This is a genomic window from Pseudomonas sp. LjRoot277 (genome assembly GCF_964253845.1).
GTDB lineage: Bacteria > Pseudomonadota > Gammaproteobacteria > Pseudomonadales > Pseudomonadaceae > Aquipseudomonas.
Map to the genome: position 1 here is coordinate 1,451,814 of NZ_CAXURI020000001.1, position 19,388 is coordinate 1,471,201.

Annotated in this window: 19 protein-coding genes; 16 read left to right on the forward strand and 3 right to left on the reverse strand. The window is 58.2% G+C overall.

Going from position 1 to position 19,388, the window contains the following annotated elements; translation table 11 throughout:
- The first annotated feature begins 65 nt into the window (after nucleotides 1-65).
- The 5 genes from ACSQ87_RS06850 (at nucleotide 66) to ispD (ending at nucleotide 5,149) form a co-directional block, all read left to right on the forward strand.
- Entirely contained in the window at nucleotides 66-1,697 is a 1,632-nt protein-coding gene (locus ACSQ87_RS06850) for a CTP synthase (RefSeq protein ID WP_150654832.1), read from the forward strand.
- Between the two features lie 5 nt (nucleotides 1,698-1,702).
- The gene (gene kdsA, locus ACSQ87_RS06855; RefSeq protein WP_046054578.1) at nucleotides 1,703-2,548 is read left to right on the forward strand and encodes a 3-deoxy-8-phosphooctulonate synthase; all 846 of its coding nucleotides are present in this window, start codon (nucleotides 1,703-1,705) and stop codon (nucleotides 2,546-2,548) included.
- A 156-nt stretch (nucleotides 2,549-2,704) separates the two neighbouring features.
- Nucleotides 2,705-3,994, forward strand: coding sequence for a phosphopyruvate hydratase (eno, locus tag ACSQ87_RS06860; RefSeq protein WP_223433032.1), 1,290 nt, complete (start codon nucleotides 2,705-2,707; stop codon nucleotides 3,992-3,994).
- Nucleotides 3,995-4,166: 172 nt separating this feature from the next.
- Nucleotides 4,167-4,445, forward strand: a complete 279-nt coding sequence (gene ftsB, locus ACSQ87_RS06865; protein ID WP_008028992.1) for a cell division protein FtsB — start codon at nucleotides 4,167-4,169, stop codon at nucleotides 4,443-4,445.
- Complete coding sequence (ispD, locus tag ACSQ87_RS06870) at nucleotides 4,442-5,149, forward strand: 2-C-methyl-D-erythritol 4-phosphate cytidylyltransferase (protein ID WP_223433031.1); 708 nt, start codon at nucleotides 4,442-4,444, stop codon at nucleotides 5,147-5,149. The genes ftsB and ispD overlap by 4 nt, the downstream gene beginning before the upstream one ends.
- On the opposite strand, the gene ACSQ87_RS06875 is transcribed toward ispD, so the two are convergent.
- Entirely contained in the window at nucleotides 5,146-6,042 is an 897-nt protein-coding gene (locus ACSQ87_RS06875) for a LysR substrate-binding domain-containing protein (RefSeq protein WP_223433030.1), read from the reverse strand. The genes ispD and ACSQ87_RS06875 overlap by 4 nt on opposite strands.
- A 107-nt stretch (nucleotides 6,043-6,149) precedes the next feature.
- Between ACSQ87_RS06875 and ACSQ87_RS06880 the strand changes: the two genes are divergently transcribed.
- The 8 genes from ACSQ87_RS06880 (at nucleotide 6,150) to rpoS (ending at nucleotide 13,293) form a co-directional block, all read left to right on the forward strand.
- Nucleotides 6,150-7,262 (forward strand): S-(hydroxymethyl)glutathione dehydrogenase/class III alcohol dehydrogenase, encoded by a 1,113-nt coding sequence (locus ACSQ87_RS06880; protein WP_033059912.1) that lies wholly within the window; start codon nucleotides 6,150-6,152, stop codon nucleotides 7,260-7,262.
- A gap of 8 nt (nucleotides 7,263-7,270) precedes the next feature.
- Entirely contained in the window at nucleotides 7,271-8,116 is an 846-nt protein-coding gene (fghA, locus tag ACSQ87_RS06885; RefSeq protein ID WP_223433029.1) for an S-formylglutathione hydrolase, read from the forward strand.
- Nucleotides 8,117-8,169: 53 nt separating this feature from the next.
- A complete protein-coding gene (gene ispF / locus ACSQ87_RS06890; protein WP_010462780.1) occupies nucleotides 8,170-8,643 on the forward strand; it encodes a 2-C-methyl-D-erythritol 2,4-cyclodiphosphate synthase in 474 nt (157 codons plus the stop codon).
- Entirely contained in the window at nucleotides 8,640-9,698 is a 1,059-nt protein-coding gene (gene truD, locus ACSQ87_RS06895) for a tRNA pseudouridine(13) synthase TruD (protein ID WP_223433028.1), read from the forward strand. Before ispF ends, truD begins: the two co-directional genes overlap by 4 nt.
- Entirely contained in the window at nucleotides 9,686-10,435 is a 750-nt protein-coding gene (gene surE / locus ACSQ87_RS06900; RefSeq protein ID WP_046046285.1) for a 5'/3'-nucleotidase SurE, read from the forward strand. The genes truD and surE overlap by 13 nt, the downstream gene beginning before the upstream one ends.
- Nucleotides 10,436-10,476: 41 nt before the next feature.
- Nucleotides 10,477-11,112, forward strand: coding sequence for a protein-L-isoaspartate(D-aspartate) O-methyltransferase (locus ACSQ87_RS06905; protein ID WP_177327881.1), 636 nt, complete (start codon nucleotides 10,477-10,479; stop codon nucleotides 11,110-11,112).
- A gap of 211 nt (nucleotides 11,113-11,323) precedes the next feature.
- Nucleotides 11,324-12,181, forward strand: coding sequence for a peptidoglycan DD-metalloendopeptidase family protein (locus ACSQ87_RS06910; protein WP_223433027.1), 858 nt, complete (start codon nucleotides 11,324-11,326; stop codon nucleotides 12,179-12,181).
- 104 nt (nucleotides 12,182-12,285) lie between these two features.
- On the forward strand, nucleotides 12,286-13,293 hold the full coding sequence (rpoS, locus tag ACSQ87_RS06915; protein ID WP_008154012.1) for an RNA polymerase sigma factor RpoS: 1,008 nt from the start codon (nucleotides 12,286-12,288) through the stop codon (nucleotides 13,291-13,293).
- Between the two features lie 485 nt (nucleotides 13,294-13,778).
- Here rpoS and fdxA read toward each other — a convergent pair whose 3' ends face one another.
- Entirely contained in the window at nucleotides 13,779-14,102 is a 324-nt protein-coding gene (gene fdxA, locus ACSQ87_RS06920) for a ferredoxin FdxA (RefSeq protein WP_003222178.1), read from the reverse strand.
- A gap of 142 nt (nucleotides 14,103-14,244) precedes the next feature.
- On the reverse strand, nucleotides 14,245-16,824 hold the full coding sequence (gene mutS, locus ACSQ87_RS06925) for a DNA mismatch repair protein MutS (protein WP_223433026.1): 2,580 nt from the start codon (nucleotides 16,822-16,824) through the stop codon (nucleotides 14,245-14,247).
- Between the two features lie 211 nt (nucleotides 16,825-17,035).
- Here mutS and ACSQ87_RS06930 point away from each other — a divergent pair, with 211 nt between their 5' ends.
- The 3 genes from ACSQ87_RS06930 to ACSQ87_RS06940 all read left to right on the forward strand — a co-directional run bounded on the left by ACSQ87_RS06930 (nucleotide 17,036) and on the right by ACSQ87_RS06940 (nucleotide 19,328).
- Entirely contained in the window at nucleotides 17,036-17,770 is a 735-nt protein-coding gene (locus ACSQ87_RS06930; protein ID WP_223433035.1) for a LexA family transcriptional regulator, read from the forward strand.
- Nucleotides 17,771-18,263: 493 nt separating this feature from the next.
- Nucleotides 18,264-18,449 (forward strand): Com family DNA-binding transcriptional regulator, encoded by a 186-nt coding sequence (locus ACSQ87_RS06935; protein WP_095128077.1) that lies wholly within the window; start codon nucleotides 18,264-18,266, stop codon nucleotides 18,447-18,449.
- A 9-nt stretch (nucleotides 18,450-18,458) separates the two neighbouring features.
- A complete protein-coding gene (locus ACSQ87_RS06940; protein WP_223433025.1) occupies nucleotides 18,459-19,328 on the forward strand; it encodes a putidacin L1 family lectin-like bacteriocin in 870 nt (289 codons plus the stop codon).
- Nucleotides 19,329-19,388: the final 60 nt, after the last annotated feature.

The following is a 19,388-nucleotide window of genomic DNA, read 5'->3' on the forward strand; positions in this document are numbered from 1 at the left end:
CTTCGGCCTTCCTTCGCTTTCCCCGGCGGCTCGGACCGCTTTAACGCAGACTTCTAGGGTTTTTCATGACGCGCTACATATTCGTCACGGGCGGTGTTGTTTCTTCATTGGGGAAAGGCATCGCATCGGCTTCATTGGCGGCCATCCTGGAGGCGCGGGGACTTAAGGTCACCATGCTGAAGCTGGACCCGTACATCAACGTTGACCCGGGCACCATGAGCCCGTTCCAGCACGGTGAAGTGTTCGTCACCCACGACGGCGCCGAGACCGACCTGGACCTGGGTCACTACGAGCGGTTCATCCGCACGACAATGACCCAGAACAACAACTTCACCACCGGTCGTGTCTACGAACACGTCCTGCGCAAAGAGCGCCGTGGTGATTACCTGGGTGCAACCATTCAGGTGATCCCGCACATCACCGACGAAATCAAGCGCCGGATCATCAAGGGCGCCGGCGATGCCGACGTGGCCATGGTCGAGATCGGTGGCACCGTGGGTGACATCGAGTCCCAGCCGTTCCTCGAAGCCATCCGTCAATTGCGTTTCGAAGTCGGCGCCAAGCGGGCGATGCTGATGCACCTGACACTGGTGCCGTACATCGCCACTGCCGGCGAAACCAAAACCAAGCCTACTCAGCACTCGGTCAAGGAACTGCGCTCCATCGGCCTGCAGCCTGACGTGCTGGTCTGCCGCTCCGATCACCCGATCGACATCTCCTCGCGTCGCAAGATTGCTCAGTTCACCAACGTTGAAGAACGTGCGGTGATTGCGCTGGAAGACGCCGACACCATCTACAAGATCCCGGGCATTCTGCACGCTCAGGGCCTGGATGATTTCGTTGTCGAGCGTTTCGGCCTGCAATGTGGCGGCGCCGATCTGTCCGAGTGGGAAGCCGTGGTCGACGCCAAGCTCAACCCTGAGCATGAAGTCACCATCGCCATGGTCGGCAAGTACATGGAATTGCTGGACGCCTACAAGTCGCTGATCGAAGCGATGAGTCACGCCGGCATCAGCAACCGCACCAAGGTCAACCTGCGCTACATCGACTCCGAAGACATCGAAAACCAGGGCACTGCGCTGCTGGAGGGTGTCGACGCGATTCTGGTACCAGGCGGCTTCGGTCTGCGTGGCGTGGAAGGCAAGATCACTGCCGTTCAATACGCTCGCGAAAACAAGGTTCCGTACCTGGGCATCTGCCTGGGCATGCAAGTGGCCGTGATCGAGTTCGCTCGTAACGTGCTGGGCTGGAAAGACGCCAACTCCACCGAATTCGATCGTGCCAGCGGTCACCCGGTCGTGGGTCTGATCACCGAGTGGGAAGATGCCACCGGCGCCGTCGAAACCCGTACCGAAACGTCCGATCTGGGCGGCACCATGCGCCTTGGCGCTCAGGATTGCCTGCTGGAGCCGGGTTCCCTGGTGCACGATTGCTACGCCAAGGACGTGATCGTCGAACGTCACCGTCACCGCTACGAAGTGAACAACAACCTGCTGCCGCAAATCATGGAAGCCGGTCTGAAAATCTCCGGTCGCTCCGGTGATGGTGCGCTGGTTGAAGTGGTTGAAGCCCCGGATCATCCATGGTTCGTCGCTTGCCAGTTCCACCCTGAGTTCACCTCGACACCACGCGACGGTCACCCGTTGTTCAGCGGTTTCGTTAAAGCAGCTTTGGTTCAACACCAGAAGAAGGCGTAAATCCGATGGCCCAGAAGATCATCCGCGTAGGCGATATCGAGATTGCCAACGACAAGCCAATGGTGCTTTTCGGTGGCATGAACGTGCTGGAAAGCCGCGACATGGCGATGCAGGTCTGCGAAGAGTACGTAAAGGTCACCGAGAAACTCGGTATCCCTTACGTGTTCAAGGCCAGCTTCGACAAGGCCAACCGTTCCTCGGTGACCTCTTACCGTGGCCCTGGCCTGGAAGAGGGCATGCGGATTTTCCAGGACATCAAGCAAGCGTTCGGCGTGCCGATCATCACCGACGTCCACGAGCCTGATCAGGCCGCGGTCGTCGCTGAAGTCTGCGATATCATCCAGCTGCCGGCCTTCCTGTCGCGCCAGACCGACCTTGTGGTCGCGATGGCCAAGACCGGTGCGGTGATCAACATCAAGAAAGCCCAGTTCCTCGCACCTCAGGAAATGAAACACATCCTGAGCAAATGCGTGGAAGCGGGTAACGATCAGTTGATCCTCTGCGAACGCGGTTCGAGCTTCGGCTACAACAACTTGGTCGTCGACATGCTCGGCTTCGGCATCATGAAGCAGTTCGAATACCCGGTGTTCTTCGACGTGACCCACGCGCTGCAAATGCCCGGCGGTCGCTCTGATTCCGCCGGTGGTCGTCGCGCTCAGGTCACCGACTTGGCAAAAGCCGGTATGAGCCAGTCGTTGGCCGGCCTGTTCCTTGAGGCCCACCCGGACCCGGACAACGCCAAATGCGACGGCCCTTGCGCCTTGCGTCTGGACAAACTGGAGCCATTCCTGGCCCAGCTCAAAGCTTTGGACGAACTGGTTAAGAGTTTTCCGACGGTAGAAACCGCGTAATCCTCATTTCTCCGGTAAAGTACCGCACGAATTAATGCTCAGGCCCTCGGGTCTGGGCCTTATCGTCCGCAAGTCTGCCCGCTGCACATTACTTGCCGGCGATACAAGATTTCCTTCAGCTGCGTCGTTTTCGTCAACTTTGGAGTGTTTACAACAATGGCAAAAATCGTCGACATCAAAGGTCGTGAAGTTCTCGACTCCCGTGGCAACCCCACCGTGGAAGCGGATGTGCTTCTCGATAACGGCATCATCGGCAGTGCTTGCGCGCCGTCCGGTGCTTCCACTGGCTCGCGTGAAGCGCTCGAGCTGCGTGATGGCGACAAGAGCCGTTACCTGGGCAAAGGCGTTCTGAAAGCCGTTGGCAACATCAACGGTCCAATCCGCGACCTGTTGCTGGGTGCAGACCCAAGCGACCAGAAAGCGCTGGATCACGCGATGATCAAGCTCGACGGTACCGAAAACAAAGGTTCCCTGGGCGCCAACGCAATCCTCGCCGTTTCCCTGGCAGCCGCCAAGGCGGCCGCACAGGACCAGGACCTGCCGCTGTACGCGCACATCGCCAACCTGAACGGCACTCCGGGTGTTTACTCGATGCCGGTTCCGATGATGAACATCATCAACGGTGGCGAGCACGCCGATAACAACGTCGACATCCAGGAATTCATGGTTCAGCCAGTAGGCGCCAAGTCTTTCTCGGAAGGTCTGCGCATGGGCACCGAGATTTTCCATCACCTGAAAGCTGTTCTGAAGGCCCGTGGCCTGAGTACTGCTGTTGGTGACGAGGGTGGTTTCGCACCGAACCTGGCCTCCAACGAAGACGCTTTGAAAGTGATCTCCGAAGCCGTGGCCAACGCCGGTTACAAGCTGGGCACCGACGTGACCCTGGCACTGGACTGCGCAGCCAGCGAATTCTACGAAGACGGTAAATACAACCTGTCCGGCGAAGGCCAGGTGTTCACCGCTGAAGGTTTCGCTGACTACCTGAAAGGCCTGACCGAGCGTTATCCGATCATCTCGATCGAAGACGGTCTGGACGAGTCCGACTGGGCTGGCTGGAAAATCCTCACCGACAAGATCGGCGAGAAGACTCAGCTGGTAGGCGACGACCTGTTCGTAACCAACACCAAGATCCTGAAAGAAGGCATCGATAAAAAGATCGCCAACTCGATCCTGATCAAGTTCAACCAGATCGGCACCCTGACCGAAACCCTGGAAGCCATCCAGATGGCCAAGGCCGCTGGTTACACCGCCGTGATCTCGCACCGCTCCGGCGAAACCGAAGATTCGACCATTGCCGACCTGGCTGTGGGCACCGCGGCTGGCCAGATCAAGACCGGCTCCCTGTGCCGTTCGGACCGTGTTTCCAAGTACAACCAACTGCTGCGTATCGAAGAGCAGTTGAATGGCAAAGCCAAGTACAACGGTCGCAGCGAATTCCGCGGTTAATCGTTAACGGGTAAAAAAGACACCGGATTGTGTCGGAAAAATCGCTACAGCGATGGATTTGCCACTAATCTGATGCCTTATAAGCACAAGCCTGGGTCTTCCAGGCTTCGTGCTATCAGAAGCTTCAAAGTTTTGGCATGGCTGTCTTTTTTCACTGGATACCTGATATTCGATGCGCAGTCCCAATTGGTTGTTCCTCGTCTTGCTCCTGCTGCTGGCTGGCCTGCAATACCGCCTGTGGGTGGGTAATGGCAGTCTGGCGCAAGTGGCCGAACTGACTCAGCAGATCGCAGATCAACACGCTGAGAACGAGGGGCTGCTTGAGCGCAATCGAGTGATGGACGCTGAAGTCAGTGAATTGAAAAAGGGCATGGAGACCGTTGAAGAGCGGGCTCGTCATGAGTTGGGCATGGTCAAGGACGGTGAAACCCTTTACCAGTTGGCCCAATGACCCCCTCGTTACCGGCCTTCTGGGCTGTAATTCCTGCCGCGGGCGTCGGTGCCCGTATGGCCGCGGACCGTCCCAAGCAATACTTGCAACTGGGCGGGCGCACTATTCTTGAACACAGCCTCGGCTGTTTCCTTGATCATCCTTCCCTGAAAGGATTGGTGGTCAGTCTTGCTATTGATGATCCTTATTGGCCGAACCTGGCGTGTGCTTGCGATCCGCGAATTCAGCGGGTTGAAGGCGGCTCCGAGCGTTCCGGGTCGGTACTCAATGCGTTGCTGCATTTACATGCGCAAGGCGCTGACGATGAGGATTGGGTGTTGGTTCACGATGCCGCGCGGCCAAATCTGAGCCGTGATGATCTGGACAAGTTGCTGAGTGAACTCGCAGATGACCCGGTCGGTGGACTGCTGGCGGTTCCGGCCCGCGATACCCTCAAACGGGTCGACAAACACGGTCGCGTGGTCGAAACCGTGGATCGCAGTGTGATCTGGCAAGCCTATACGCCGCAGATGTTTCGCCTTGGTGCATTGCATCGGGCGTTGGCCGACAGTCTGGTGGCCGATGCTGTCATCACAGACGAAGCTTCTGCGATGGAATGGGCAGGTCTGGCGCCACGGCTGATTGAAGGACGCGCGGATAATCTCAAGGTCACTCGTCCCGAAGACCTTGAATGGCTGCGCCAGCGTTGGGCTAACCGCCGCTAAGTTGCGTACTCCGGCCTTTGCGCCAATCCTTCCTTCAAATAATCCACCAGCTTGCGCACCTTCGGCGATAAATGCCGCTGCTGTGGATAAAGCGCCCATACGGCAGTGTTCGGCGGTTGGTGGGCTTCCAGCAGTGAAATCAACTCACCGTTTTTCAGATGCTCCAGCACGTAGTAATCCGGCAGTTGGCACAATCCAACCCCTTGTAACGCCGCATCCAGCACCGCTTGCCCACTATTGCAGCGCCAGTTTCCCTGCACTCGCTGGGAAAATTCCCGCCCGTTCTGTTCCAGTTGCCAGATGTCCGAGCTACCAATGAGGCAGTTGTGGCGGCTGAGTTCCGACAAGCTATGTGGGCGGCCGTAGCGTTCCAGATAGGACGGCGATGCGCACAGGTACATGCGTCGTGGCGCCAGACGTGTCGCTACCAGCCGCGAGTCCTGCAGGCGACCGAGACGGATCGCCAAATCCAGCCCTTCGTGCACGAGGTCGAGTTGACGATTGCTCAGTTCGATATCGATTCGAAGTTGTGGGTAAAGACCCATGAAACGGGTTACCAGCGGCACGATGAAGCGCTCGCCATACGCCACGGCGCAGGTCATGCGCAGCATGCCTTTGGGTTCGCTGGTCAGGTCACCCACCGCTCGCAGTGCTTCCTCGCGACCATCCTGTAAGCGCTGGCAATGTTGCAGAAAGGTTTGCCCTGCCTCGGTCAGCGTGACCCGGCGGGTGCTGCGATAAAGCAGTCGCGTCTGAAGGCGCTCTTCGAGGCGTACTATTTGTCGACTGATGTGGGAGGAGGAAACTCCGAGGCGTTCCGCGGCAGCCGTGAACTGGCTGCACTCGGCCACGGCGACGAACTCGTCGATACCTTCCCAGCGGTTTTCGGACATCAAGGATTATCCCTGTATGGCAATAATGTTTTGCTTTTGTCCGGATTATTCACCGTCAGGCGGTGTATTACACTCACTGTCTCGTTTTTATTCACTGGAGAATCCACATGATCAAGTCGCGCGCTGCCGTTGCCTTCGAGGCCAAGAAACCCCTCGAGATCGTTGAAGTCGATGTCGCCATGCCCAAGGCCGGCGAAGTTCTGCTGCGAGTGGTTGCCTCCGGTGTTTGTCATACCGATGCCTACACGCTGTCGGGCGCGGACCCGGAAGGTATCTTCCCCTCAATCCTCGGTCACGAAGGTGGCGCGGTGGTTGAGGCGATCGGCGAGGGCGTGACCTCCGTCGCAGTCGGCGATCACGTGATCCCGCTGTACACCCCGGAATGCCGCCAGTGCAAATTCTGTCTGTCGGGCAAAACCAACCTGTGTCAGGCAATTCGCGCGACTCAGGGCAAAGGCCTGATGCCGGATGGCACTTCGCGCTTTTCCTACAAGGGCCAACCCATTTTCCACTACATGGGGACGTCGACGTTCTCCGAGTACACCGTGCTGCCGGAAATCTCCGTCGCCAAAATTCCAAAAGAAGCGCCACTGGAAAAAGTCTGCCTGCTGGGCTGCGGTGTCACCACCGGCATCGGTGCAGTCCTCAATACCGCCAAGGTAAAACCAGGTGATACCGTCGCCATTTTCGGCCTCGGCGGCATCGGTCTGTCGGCGGTGATTGGCGCCGTCAAAGCCAAGGCGGCGCGGATCATCGCCATCGACATCAACCCGGCCAAATTCGAGATCGCCAAGCAATTGGGTGCAACCGATTGTGTGAACCCGAAAGATTTCGATCGTCCGATCCAGGAAGTCATCGTCGACATGACCGATGGCGGCGTCGACTTTTCCTTCGAGTGCATCGGCAACGTGCAATTGATGCGTGCTGCACTTGAGTGCTGCCACAAGGGTTGGGGCGAGTCGGTAATCATCGGCGTCGCCGGTGCTGGCCAGGAAATCTCCACGCGTCCATTCCAGCTGGTGACCGGTCGCGTCTGGCGCGGTTCGGCGTTCGGTGGCGTGCGTGGCCGTACCGAGTTGCCAAGCTATGTCGAGATGGCTGAAACCGGCGAAATCCCGCTGGATACGTTCATCACCCACACGATGGGCCTGGAAGATATCAACAAGGCGTTCGACCTGATGCATGAAGGCAAGAGCATCCGTTCGGTCATCCATTTCTGAGGTCGGTCATGAGCCTGGAAAATATCTCCTGCCAGAAAAGCTTCGGCGGCTGGCACAAACGCTATCGGCACCGCTCCGATGTGCTCGGCTGCGACATGGTGTTTGCCGTGTACCTGCCGCCGCAAGCGGAGCAGGGTGGCAAACTGCCGGTGCTGTATTGGTTGTCCGGCCTGACCTGCACCGACGAAAACTTCATGCAAAAGGCCGGCGCCATGCGCATGGCTGCCGAACTGGGTCTGATCATCGTTGCCCCGGACACCAGCCCTCGCGGTTCCGATGTGCCGGGTGATCCGGATGGCGCCTGGGACTTCGGTCTCGGTGCCGGGTTTTATCTGAATGCCACGCAGGAACCCTGGTCCCGGCACTATCGGATGCATGATTATGTCGTGCAGGAATTGCCGGCATTGGTCGAAGCCCATTTCCCGGCGTCGGACAGGCGCGGCATCAGCGGTCACTCCATGGGCGGCCACGGCGCACTGGTCTGCGCGTTGCGTAATCCGGGGCGCTATCAGTCGGTCTCGGCATTCTCGCCGATCAACAATCCGATGGATTGCCCGTGGGGGCAGAAGGCCTTTTCCCGCTATCTGGGGGAAGACCGTTCGAAATGGCGCGAGTGGGATGCCTGCGCGTTGATTGCCGAGGCTGATGAGAAGTTGCCGCTGCTGGTAGACCAAGGTGATCGCGACGATTTCCTGGCCACCCAGCTCAAGCCTGAAGCCTTGCAACAGGCCGCCAAACTGGCCGGTCATCCGCTGACGTTGCGCCTGCAACCCGGCTACGACCACAGCTATTTCTTCATCGCCAGTTTCATCGACGACCACTTGCAACATCATGGGCGCGCTCTAAGCGCCTAATGTTCGACAAAGCAGGTAGAATCACGCCCTGACAAAAATCGGGGCGTTTTTTTATGCGTATTGGCCACGGCTATGATGTGCACCGTTTCGCTGAAGGCGATTTCATTACTCTGGGCGGCGTGCGGATTGCACACGGCTTCGGGCTGCTCGCTCACTCCGACGGTGACGTCCTGCTGCACGCCTTGAGCGATGCCTTGCTCGGTGCCGCTGCGCTGGGTGATATCGGCAAGCATTTCCCGGACACCGACCCGACATTCAAGGGCGCCGACAGCCGTGTGCTGTTGCGTCATGTCGTCGCACTGATCCACGCCAAGGGCTGGAAAGTCGGCAACGTCGATAACACCATCGTCGCCCAGGCGCCGAAAATGGCCCCGCATATCGAATCGATGCGCGCGCTGATTGCCGCGGATCTTCAAGTTGAGTTGGATCAAGTGAACGTGAAAGCTACCACCACCGAAAAGCTCGGCTTTGTCGGTCGCGAAGAAGGCATTGCCGTGCACTCCGTTGCCTTGTTGCTGCGCGCATGAACGAACTGCAATTGCTCGGCCCGCGGGCCTATGGCGAAGCCCTCGGCACCGCAGTATTGAAAGCCACGGCGGAAGATTTTCAGGTCGATGAAGTCCTCAATATCCCCCTCAGTGGCGACGGCGAACACTTGTGGATCTGGGTGGAAAAGCGCGGTCTGAATACCGAAGAAGCAGCCCGGCGGATCGCCAAGGCAGCGGGCGTGCCATTACGCACTGTCAGTTACGCGGGCCTCAAGGATCGTCAGGCGCTGACTCGCCAGTGGTTCAGCGTGCAGCTGCCGGGCAAGGCTGATCCTGATCTGTCGGCGGCGGAAAACGATACGCTGAAGATCCTCAAGACCGGCCGGCACAAACGCAAGCTGCAACGCGGTGCTCACTCGGCCAATGGCTTCACGTTGCGACTGACGCAATTCGCTGGCGACAAAGCGGCGATCGACGAGCGTCTGCAACTGATCGCCAAGCAAGGTATTCCCAATTATTTCGGCGCCCAGCGTTTTGGGTTTGACGGCGGTAACGTGGTCGATGCCCGTGCGTGGGCTGCTCGCAAAGCCTTGCCGGAGCAGCGCAACGTGCGTTCGCGTCTGCTCTCTACGGCGCGCAGCTTTCTGTTTAATCAGGTGTTGGCGGCCCGAGTCGCCGATGGCAGCTGGCAGCGTGCCCAGGTTGGCGATCTGCTGGCCTTCACCGACAGTCGCAGCTTCTTTCCGGCTGGTGAGGCCGAGTGCAGCGACCCGCGTCTGGCGATTCTCGATCTGCACCCGACCGGTCCGCAGTGGGGCGAAGGTGACTCGCCGGCCACTGGCGCTGTCCATGAACTGGAGCAGGCAATCGCCACTCGCGAAGCGGACTTGCGTGATTGGTTGATTAACGCCGGTATGAGCCACGAACGTCGCATCCTGCGGCTGCCCATTGGTGGGTTGACGTGGCATTATCCCGAGCCTGACATTCTGCAACTGGAATTCGTCCTCCCGGCCGGATGCTTCGCCACCGTATTGGTGCGCGAGCTCGTTGATCTGGTGCCGGTGGGGCAGACGGACAGCCCATGCGTATTCTGATTTCTAACGACGATGGGGTAACCGCACCCGGTCTCGCCGCGCTTTATGCTGCGCTGGCGGATTACACCGAATGCGTGGTTATCGCCCCGGACCAAGACAAAAGCGGCGCCAGCAGCTCGCTGACGCTCGACCGTCCGTTACACCCGCAAACCCTGGCCAACGGCTTTATCAGCCTTAATGGCACACCGACCGATTGCGTGCACCTGGGCCTCAATGGCTTGCTGGAGCGCGAGCCGGACATGGTGGTTTCGGGCATCAACCTGGGCGCCAACCTGGGGGATGACGTGTTGTATTCCGGCACCGTGGCGGCGGCCCTTGAGGGACGTTTCCTGGCGCGTCCTTCGTTTGCCTTTTCGTTGGCCTCACGGCAAGTGGAGAACCTTCCCACAGCCGCGTACTTTGCGCGCAAACTGGTAGAGGCTCACGCGGACCTTGAACTGCCACCGCGTACGGTACTGAACGTGAACATTCCCAATTTGCCGCTGGATCACATCCGCGGTATTCAGCTGACCCGCCTCGGACATCGCGCACGTGCTGCAGCGCCGATGAAAGTGGTCGATCCGCGCGGTAAATCCGGTTACTGGATTGCGGCGGCGGGGGATGCCGAAGACGGCGGCCCGGGTACCGATTTTCATGCGGTGATGCAAGGCTATGTTTCAATCACCCCACTGCAACTGGATCGCACCTTTAATGATGCCTTCAGAAGTCTCGATGGCTGGCTGGAGGGGCTGAACTAATGGCTCGTGAACAAGACGATATTCTGCGTCGTGGCATCGGGATGACCTCGCAACGGACCCGTGAGCGCCTTATTCAGCGCCTGTATGAAGAGGGAATTTGCAACGCCAAGGTGCTGGAAGTCATTCGCCGTACACCGCGTCACCTGTTCGTCGACGAGGCGCTGGCTCACCGTGCCTACGAAGACACCGCGCTGCCGATCGGCAATAACCAGACCATCTCGCAGCCTTATATGGTGGCTCGCATGAGCGAGTTGCTGCTGGAGGCAGGTCCTCTCGACAAGGTGATGGAAATTGGCACCGGCTCGGGCTACCAGACGGCTGTGCTGTCGCAGCTGGTCGAGCGGGTGTTTTCCGTCGAGCGCATCAAGGTTCTACAGGATCGGGCCAAGGAGCGCCTGGTGGAGCTGAACCTGCGCAACGTGGTGTTCCGCTGGGGCGATGGTTGGGAAGGCTGGCCGGCGCTGGCACCTTACAACGGCATTATCGTGACCGCGGTGGCGACTGATGTACCTCAGGCGCTGCTTGATCAATTGGCGCCGGGAGGGCGGCTGGTGATCCCGGTCGGATCGGGTGAGGTTCAACAATTGATGCTGATCATCCGGGAAGAGCAGGGCTTTTCCAGGCGTGTTCTGGGGGCTGTTCGCTTCGTCCCGTTACTCAATGGGCCGCTCGCCTGAGCATTTGTTTCAGGGCGCTGAATTCTCTTCGATTGCTCCTGTCTTACAGCGGCATCGATCAGTTAAACGGGATTCATCGTCAGGCAGCAAACGTGTGCGCCAAGCCATTTCGCTTCATTAAAGGTAAAGCCTGCACGGCCCGTTATACTTGCGACATTTCATGCCGGAACACGGCAATCCACATTTTCAGCCACCACAAAGGGAGCGGCGGGTGAGTCTCACAGTCATTGCGCAGCGAATGGGTAAAACGAGCTTTCAGCGCCTGGTGACTGGCCTTGTCTTGAGCACCTTGCTAGTTGGTTGCTCCAGCAACAAATCGAGCGAAGTACGTGTCGTCGATCGCAACAACGCCGTCGCCCAGCGTCCGGCAGTGACCACGGGTCAATACGTCGTCCGACCTAAAGACACCTTGTTCTCCATCGCCTTTCGCTACGGCTGGGACTACAAAGCCCTCGCGGCACGCAACAACATTCCTACGCCTTATACGATCCATCCGGGTCAGACGATTCGCTTTGACGGTCGCACCGGTTCAACGCCGACACCGGTGGCCAGCGCCATTGATTCAACACCTTCTTCGTCGCTGAAAACCACGGTTATCCGGCGCCAGGCGAATGGCGCAACCACCAGCACAGCAGTGGTTGCACCGTCCGTCGCCAGCAAGCCGACCCCTGCTCCGATGCCTCCTGCCGGTCCGGCCCCGACCGGCTGGGGGTGGCCATCTAATGGCATTCTCATTGGAAAATTCTCTTCAAACGGCAGTTTGAATAAAGGAATTGATATCGCCGGGGATTTGGGACAGCCTGTTTTAGCTGCGTCTGATGGGACGGTGGTATACGCCGGGAGTGGCTTAAGGGGCTACGGCGAATTAGTCATCATCAAACACAGCGATACCTACGTCAGTGCCTACGGACATAACCGCAGGCTGTTGGTTCGGGAGGGGCAGCAGGTCAAGGTCGGACAGACAATTGCCGAAATGGGGTCAACGGGTACAGACCGGGTGAAGCTGCATTTTGAGATTCGCCGACAAGGTAAACCTGTAGATCCGCTGCAATTCCTGCCACGTCGTTGATCGCTTCCAGCCTGTTCCGTCGCGTAGAGGGAACAGGCTCCAGCGTTGCCAAGGATAAAGGCGCCGCTTGAGCCTGAGGTCGAACTCACCAAAGGACTATAACAATGGCTCTCAGTAAAGAAGTGCCGGAGTTTGACATCGACGATGAGGTTCTCCTGATGGAGACCGGCATCGGGACGGATTCGATGTCGAATGATGAAGGGGCTGCTCCACCTTCCGTTCGTGCCAAATCCAAACACTCCGCTTCGTTAAAGCAACACAAGTACATTGACTACACGCGTGCGCTCGATGCCACGCAGCTGTACCTCAATGAGATTGGCTTTTCCCCTCTGCTGTCCCCCGAAGAAGAAGTTCATTTTGCGCGCTTGTCGCAAAGTGGAGATCCGGCTGGGCGCAAACGCATGATTGAAAGTAACCTGCGGCTGGTGGTGAAAATCGCCCGGCGTTACGTCAATCGTGGCCTGTCGCTGCTGGACCTGATCGAAGAGGGCAACCTCGGGCTTATCCGGGCGGTAGAGAAGTTCGACCCCGAACGCGGCTTCCGCTTTTCGACCTACGCGACCTGGTGGATTCGTCAGACCATTGAACGCGCGATCATGAATCAGACCCGGACCATCCGGTTGCCGATCCATGTGGTCAAAGAGCTCAACGTGTACCTGCGGGCTGCACGGGAGCTGACGCAAAAACTCGATCACGAACCCTCGCCCGAAGAAATTGCCAACCTGCTGGAAAAACCAGTGGGAGAGGTCAAGCGCATGCTCGGCCTGAACGAGCGGGTTTCTTCGGTCGACGTCTCGCTGGGTCCGGATTCGGATAAAACCCTGCTGGACACCCTTACCGATGACCGTCCAACCGATCCATGTGAACTGTTGCAGGATGACGACCTGTCCCAGAGCATCGATCAATGGCTCTCGGAGCTGACCGACAAGCAACGTGAAGTGGTGATACGCCGCTTCGGCCTGCGCGGTCACGAGAGCAGCACGCTTGAAGATGTAGGCCTGGAAATTGGCCTGACCCGGGAGCGGGTCAGACAGATTCAGGTTGAAGGCCTGAAGCGTCTTCGGGAGATTCTCGAGAAGAATGGCCTGTCGAGCGAGTCGCTGTTTCAATAAGTACTTTGCTGGCTGGCATTAAGAAGCCCCGACTGGTTCGGGGTTTTTTATTACCTCAGAGACAGGTTGGGGGTTCCCTCCGTCATCATCTCTGGTTTGTAGCCTCTCGCTGTAAGTGTTTGCTTACTCTTTCGTAAGTGTTCGCTAATTCCATGGGTAGCAGCTGTATATATTCCTACGTGAGATATGATTAACTAATTGATTTATATGATTATTTATTAATATTAATAGCTTGTGACAGGCAGTTTCAGCTAGCGGGGGTGATTGCTCTTGGTAGGGAATTCTCTAGTATCTGAACTGTGTCGACGGACAGACACGCCCTTCAAGGATGAGGGGAAAGGACATCGCAGGAAGCGATTCATCAGGACGATGAAAAGGAACACAGGGAATAGGGAAAAAATGTGGGCGGGTCAAACCGCCCCTTTTTTTTGCCTGCAGAAAAGCAAAAAGGCCCACAAGGGGCCTTTTCGAGAACGCGGGGGTAATCAGCGTTCGAGGTCTTTGATCTTGCCTTTGACACCATCCCACTCTTCGGCATCGGGCAACGATTCTTTCTTCTCGGTGATGTTGGGCCAGATTTCCGCCAGCTCAACGTTCAGCTGAATAAACTCCTGCATGTCTTCCGGGACTTCATCTTCGGAGAAGATGGCCACGGCAGGGCATTCTGGTTCGCACAGTGCGCAGTCGATGCACTCATCCGGGTGAATCACCAGGAAGTTCGGGCCTTCGTAAAAGCAGTCCACCGGACAGACTTCTACGCAGTCGGTGTACTTGCACTTGATGCAGTTGTCGGTGACGACGAAGGTCATTTCTAATTTTCTCCTCAGGCGGCGGCAGCGGAGCCCCTTCACGTTGGGGTCGCCAGGTTTGGGAGCGATAGTCTGCTGGTCAGGCTATAAGCCAGCAGCATCCCAAACCGCGCGAGATTCTAACAGCTTGCAGGCAAGTGCGTTAGATCCGTGTCTTTAGTGTATAGAGCATTTCGAGCGCCCGACGCGGTGTCATGTCGTCCAGATCAAGTTTGGCCAGATCATCCAGCACCGGATGCGGCAGGCTGGCGAACATGTCGCTCTGCTGCGGCGCGGCCGGTTTGCCCTTGGCAGTCTTGGGAACTTCATGAGGCAGGGCGGTCGCTTCCAGCCGACCCAGGTGTTCGCGAGCGCGCACGATCACTTCGCTCGGCACACCGGCCAACTGCGCAACCGCAAGGCCGTAGCTCTGGCTGGCAGGCCCTGGCAGCACGTGGTGCAGGAATACGATGCGTTCGTTGTGCTCGGTGGCATTAAGGTGAACGTTGGCCACCAGCGGTTGCGCCTCCGGTAGTACCGTCAGCTCGAAGTAGTGGGTGGCGAACAGCGTATAAGCCCGCAGATGCGCCAGGCGTTCGGCCGCAGCCCACGCCAGGGACAGACCGTCAAAGGTGCTGGTGCCGCGACCGACTTCGTCCATCAGCACCAGGCTGCGCTCGGTGGCGTTGTGCAGGATGTTCGCGGTCTCGCTCATTTCGACCATGAAGGTCGAACGCCCGCCGGCCAGGTCATCGCTGGAACCGATCCGGGTAAAGATCCGGTCCACCAGAGACAACTCGCAACTGGCTGCCGGCACGAAACTGCCGATGTGTGCCAGCAGCACGATCAGAGCGGTCTGGCGCATGTAGGTGGATTTACCACCCATGTTCGGACCGGTGATCACCAGCATGCGGGTGTTGTCGTCGAGGCTCAGGTCGTTGGCCACGAACGGCGTGGTCAGCACTTGCTCGACCACCGGGTGACGACCCTGGCTGATGCGCATGCATGGCTCACTGACGAAGCGCGGGCAGTTCAGATCGAGGTTCAGTGCACGTTCGGCAAGGTTGCTCAGCACGTCCAGCTCGGCCAGTGCCGCGGCGGTGTCCTGCAACGGTGGTAACTGGGCGATCAAATCTTCGAGCAGTGCTTCGTAGAGCATCTTCTCGCGTGCCAGGGCGCGGCTCTTCGCTGACAGCGCCTTGTCTTCGAACGCCTTCAGTTCCGGCGTAATGAAGCGCTCGGCACCTTTCAACGTCTGGCGGCGGATATAGTCTGCCGGCGCCGACTCAGCCTGCTTGCTTGGCAACTCGATGAAGTAGCCATGAATGCGGTTGTAACCGACTTTCAGGTGCGACAGACCGGTACGGGCCTTCTCGCGGGCTTCGAGGTCGATCAGGAACTGGCCAGCGTTTTCGCTGAGCGATTGCAAATCGTCCAACTCGGCGTCGTAACCGGTTTTCAACACACCACCGTCACGGATGACGGCGGGCGGGTTGTCGATAATGGCTTTTTCCAGCAGTGCCGCCAGTTCCGGGTAGGTGCTGGTGGTCTTCGCCAGTTGAATGATGTGCGGAGCTTCCAGCTCAGTCATTGCCACTTGTAACTCGGGCAAGGCACCGAGCGCATCGCGCAGGCGAGCCAGGTCACGAGGGCGGGCATTGCGCAGGCCGATCCGCGCCAGGATTCGCTCGATGTCGCCGATTTCCTTGAGCTGCGGTTGCAGCTTTTCGAAACGGTAGGCGTCGAGCAGGCAGGTGATCGAGGTCTGGCGCGCCAGCAATACGGTCAGGTCCCGCAGCGGACGGTTCAGCCAGCGGGTCAGCAGACGGCTGCCCATGGCGGTCTGGCAGCGATCGACCACCGATTGCAACGTGTTGTCGCGACCGCCAGCCAGGTTGGTGTCCAGTTCCAGGTTACGACGGCTCGCGCCGTCCAGCACCACGGTGTCGTCCAGGCGTTCATGACGCAGGCTGCGCAAGTGAGGCAGGGCGGTGCGCTGGGTTTCCTTGGCGTAGCTGAGCAGGCAACCCGCGGCGCCGATGGCCAGGGTCAGGTTCTCGCAACCGAAGCCTTTCAGGTCTTGGGTCGAGAATTGTTGGCAGAGACTTTTCAGTGCCGAATCACGCTCGAAATCCCACGGCGCACGGCGACGAACCCCACGACGTTTCTCCGCCGGCAGATCCTTCGGCCAGTCATCCGGGATCATCAGTTCTACCGGATTGACCCGCTCCAGTTCCGCCAGCAGGTTTTCCCAGCCCTTGATCTCCAGCACGGTGAAGTTGCCGCTGGTGATGTCCAGCACCGCCAGACCGAACAGTCGCTCGTCACCCAGCACCGCCGCGATCAGGTTATCCCGACGCTCATCCAGCAGCGCTTCGTCACTGACCGTACCCGGTGTGATGATCCGCACCACCTGACGATCCACCGGCCCTTTGCTGGTCGCCGGGTCGCCGACCTGCTCACAGATCACCACCGACTCGCCGAGCTTGACCAGTTTCGCCAGGTAACCTTCCGCGGCATGGTAAGGAATCCCACACATCGGAATCGCCTGACCCGCCGACTGCCCACGGGCGGTCAGGGTGATGTCCAGCAATTTGGCGGCCTTCTTCGCGTCTTCGTAGAAGATCTCGTAGAAGTCGCCCATGCGGTAGAACATCAGCTGGTCAGGGTGCTGGTTTTTCAGGCGCCAGTACTGCTGCATCATTGGCGTGTGGGAGGACAGATCAGAGAGCGCTTTATTCATCGGATAATCAGGCAAATTCGTTGAAAGGTGTAGGGCAAAGGAGGGGCATCGGCCCGGCTTTTCCGCGATGGGCGCAAGGTTAACATGGGCGGTCCACCCGACGCAGGCATGAAAGCCCTGCGATACATTTCTTCTGTCTATGCACGGCATATGCGCAATTTATGCAATTTGGCATTTGTCTTCCGCGAAAAGAACAAGCACTATGCGCTTTATGCAAAAACGCAATGTTTCTACCGTCTTAAGAGCGCTGCTCGATCAGCACGGGATCTCCCCCACGGAGCTTCACCGTCGCACCGGCGTGCCTCAATCCACTCTCTCGCGGATCCTCAGCGGGAAGATCGTCGATCCCTCGGATAAACACATCTCGAAGATCGCCGAGTACTTCGCCGTCAGCACCGACCAGTTGCGGGGCCGTGCGGATGTCGCGCCGGCAGCCAGCACCGGGCGCGATCAATTGCATTCGGAACTCAGGGACATAAGTCTGTGGGACGACGATACGCCCGTCGATGATGACGAGGTATCGGTCCCCTTTCTTCGCGAGGTTGAATTGGCTGCAGGATCAGGAAGGTTCGTCATCGAAGAGAGCGAGCGCTCTAGCCTGCGCTTCGGCAAGCGGAGCCTGCGCCACAATGGCGTTCAGTTCGACCAGGCAAAATGCGTGACGGTGCGCGGCAACAGTATGTTGCCGGTACTGCGCGACGGCGCCACCGTAGGCGTTAATGCCGGCAAGTGCGGGATCGGCGATATCGTGGATGGCGACCTTTATGCCATCAACCACAACGGCCAGCTGCGGGTGAAACAGCTTTATCGCCTGCCTACCGGGATTCGCCTGCGCAGCTTCAATCGCGATGAGCATCCGGACGAGGACTACACCTTCCAGGAAATCCAGGAGGAGCAGATCGTCATCCTCGGTCACGTCTTCTGGTGGGGCATGTACGCCCGTTAACCTTACCGCTGTCAGATAAAACCCGCCACTGAGCGGGTTTTTTTTCGCCTGTCGAAAAGCCGTCAGCGCCTTTGCCTGCGGGGTTTTCATGCGTCAATGCATTTATGGCGCATAAATAAATGCGTTTATGCATTGACTGTATATGCATCCATGCATATTCTTTGTCTCAAGCAGCTCAAAAGCAGCTCGAAACGAAGCTCTTTAGTTCCACCACAAAGGCAGCGATGAACCGGCCTCAACGGTTCAGAGGGTTGGCAACTGACCCGGGTGTGCAGCGTAAAGCACCACAAGCAGTTATCCGGCGGGCAGGGACCGCGGTCGGAAAAACAATATGAATCGATCCGTACCGCGCCAGTAGCGCCGAAAGGTCAACGCGAAGGACCGCATTACTGAAAAGCCCGGCAAGCGCCGGGCTTTTTGGAATGCCTGCCTCGTCCGAGGTTTATCAACCTCAACTACAGAAAGGATTCGGCAGAAGCCAGGAGGCATCTCGATGTTGAAAGATTGCAGATGTGGGCAGTGCAAAAGACTTCTCGCCCGAGTGGGTGAGTACACCGAGCTCCAGATCAAATGCTCCCGATGCGGAACATTGAATCATGTGAAGGCCGCGAGCCTTGAGCGATCGCCATTGAGCGACATGAAAGCGCAATCCTGCGCACCAAACCATTCGACTCAATAGGTGATAAAAATGGCAGGACCACTAGGACCACCCCGTATTCAGTTCACAAACAATGGCAGCCCGGTGTTGCCACCGCGCAACTCGATGAGCCCGGGTCAGTATCTTGAGTCGCCGAGCAAGCGGTTCAAACTGCTGCTGCAACCGGACATGAACCTGGCGCTCTACGATAATGGCGCACTTGCCTGGGTGGCTGACGGGAACGCTTACACGAACACTCTCAATCCTGTAGCAGCGGTGCCTAACTGTTTCTACGTGTATTACAGCGGGGTTCTTGTAGACCACACCCGTAACCGTTGCTGGACGACGGTCAATACCACGGCAGTGGACAGTGTCGAGGCAGCCGCGAATCGCACTTATCTTCAAGTGCAGGACGACGGCAACATTGTGATCATCGACTCGCAGACGCTCTGGAATGCTACTCCGTCAATACCTGTCGTGACGGGAAGCGCCGCGGTCATTTTTCCGGGCCCCTCCGAGTTGGTCAGAGGGCAGCCTTACTTTGCCGGTGACGGCGCCATCATCTTCCAGGGCGACGGCAACGTTGTGAACTACGGCCCGAACTGGAGTGTTCGCTGGGCCAGTTATACGCAGAACAAAGGCGCGGTGAAGGCGGTGTTCCAGGCAGACGGCAACTTCGTTGTTTATGCAGCGAATGACGTTCCGCTTTGGAATTCGGGAACCGGTGGCCGTCCGGGGGCTTCTTTGCGCCTTCAACCCAATGGCAGCCTGGCGATCGTCCAGGATGTGCCTGTCTGGGCGCGTTTCGGCTATACGCCGACCATTCGCGCTCGAAAAATCTACTACCCGAACACCACAAGTCCCGAGCATAACGGTACTGCACCGTATCCAACTTACGGTCATATCGGTTGGGAGTTTTAAGGGTAGAGCCAAGGACTCCCTGCCAGGTGGCAGGGCGTCTTGTTTTATTGCGCAGGACTT

Coding starts and splice junctions, on each gene's coding strand:
- ACSQ87_RS06850 (WP_150654832.1), top strand. CDS start 66: ATGACGCGCTACATATTCGTCACGGGCGGTGTTGTTTCTTCATTGGGG.
- kdsA (WP_046054578.1), top strand. CDS start 1,703: ATGGCCCAGAAGATCATCCGCGTAGGCGATATCGAGATTGCCAACGAC.
- eno (WP_223433032.1), top strand. CDS start 2,705: ATGGCAAAAATCGTCGACATCAAAGGTCGTGAAGTTCTCGACTCCCGT.
- ftsB (WP_008028992.1), top strand. CDS start 4,167: ATGCGCAGTCCCAATTGGTTGTTCCTCGTCTTGCTCCTGCTGCTGGCT.
- ispD (WP_223433031.1), top strand. CDS start 4,442: ATGACCCCCTCGTTACCGGCCTTCTGGGCTGTAATTCCTGCCGCGGGC.
- ACSQ87_RS06875 (WP_223433030.1), bottom strand. CDS start 6,042: ATGTCCGAAAACCGCTGGGAAGGTATCGACGAGTTCGTCGCCGTGGCC.
- ACSQ87_RS06880 (WP_033059912.1), top strand. CDS start 6,150: ATGATCAAGTCGCGCGCTGCCGTTGCCTTCGAGGCCAAGAAACCCCTC.
- fghA (WP_223433029.1), top strand. CDS start 7,271: ATGAGCCTGGAAAATATCTCCTGCCAGAAAAGCTTCGGCGGCTGGCAC.
- ispF (WP_010462780.1), top strand. CDS start 8,170: ATGCGTATTGGCCACGGCTATGATGTGCACCGTTTCGCTGAAGGCGAT.
- truD (WP_223433028.1), top strand. CDS start 8,640: ATGAACGAACTGCAATTGCTCGGCCCGCGGGCCTATGGCGAAGCCCTC.
- surE (WP_046046285.1), top strand. CDS start 9,686: ATGCGTATTCTGATTTCTAACGACGATGGGGTAACCGCACCCGGTCTC.
- ACSQ87_RS06905 (WP_177327881.1), top strand. CDS start 10,477: ATGACCTCGCAACGGACCCGTGAGCGCCTTATTCAGCGCCTGTATGAA.
- rpoS (WP_008154012.1), top strand. CDS start 12,286: ATGGCTCTCAGTAAAGAAGTGCCGGAGTTTGACATCGACGATGAGGTT.
- fdxA (WP_003222178.1), bottom strand. CDS start 14,102: ATGACCTTCGTCGTCACCGACAACTGCATCAAGTGCAAGTACACCGAC.
- mutS (WP_223433026.1), bottom strand. CDS start 16,824: ATGAATAAAGCGCTCTCTGATCTGTCCTCCCACACGCCAATGATGCAG.
- ACSQ87_RS06930 (WP_223433035.1), top strand. CDS start 17,036: ATGCAAAAACGCAATGTTTCTACCGTCTTAAGAGCGCTGCTCGATCAG.
- ACSQ87_RS06935 (WP_095128077.1), top strand. CDS start 18,264: ATGTTGAAAGATTGCAGATGTGGGCAGTGCAAAAGACTTCTCGCCCGA.
- ACSQ87_RS06940 (WP_223433025.1), top strand. CDS start 18,459: ATGGCAGGACCACTAGGACCACCCCGTATTCAGTTCACAAACAATGGC.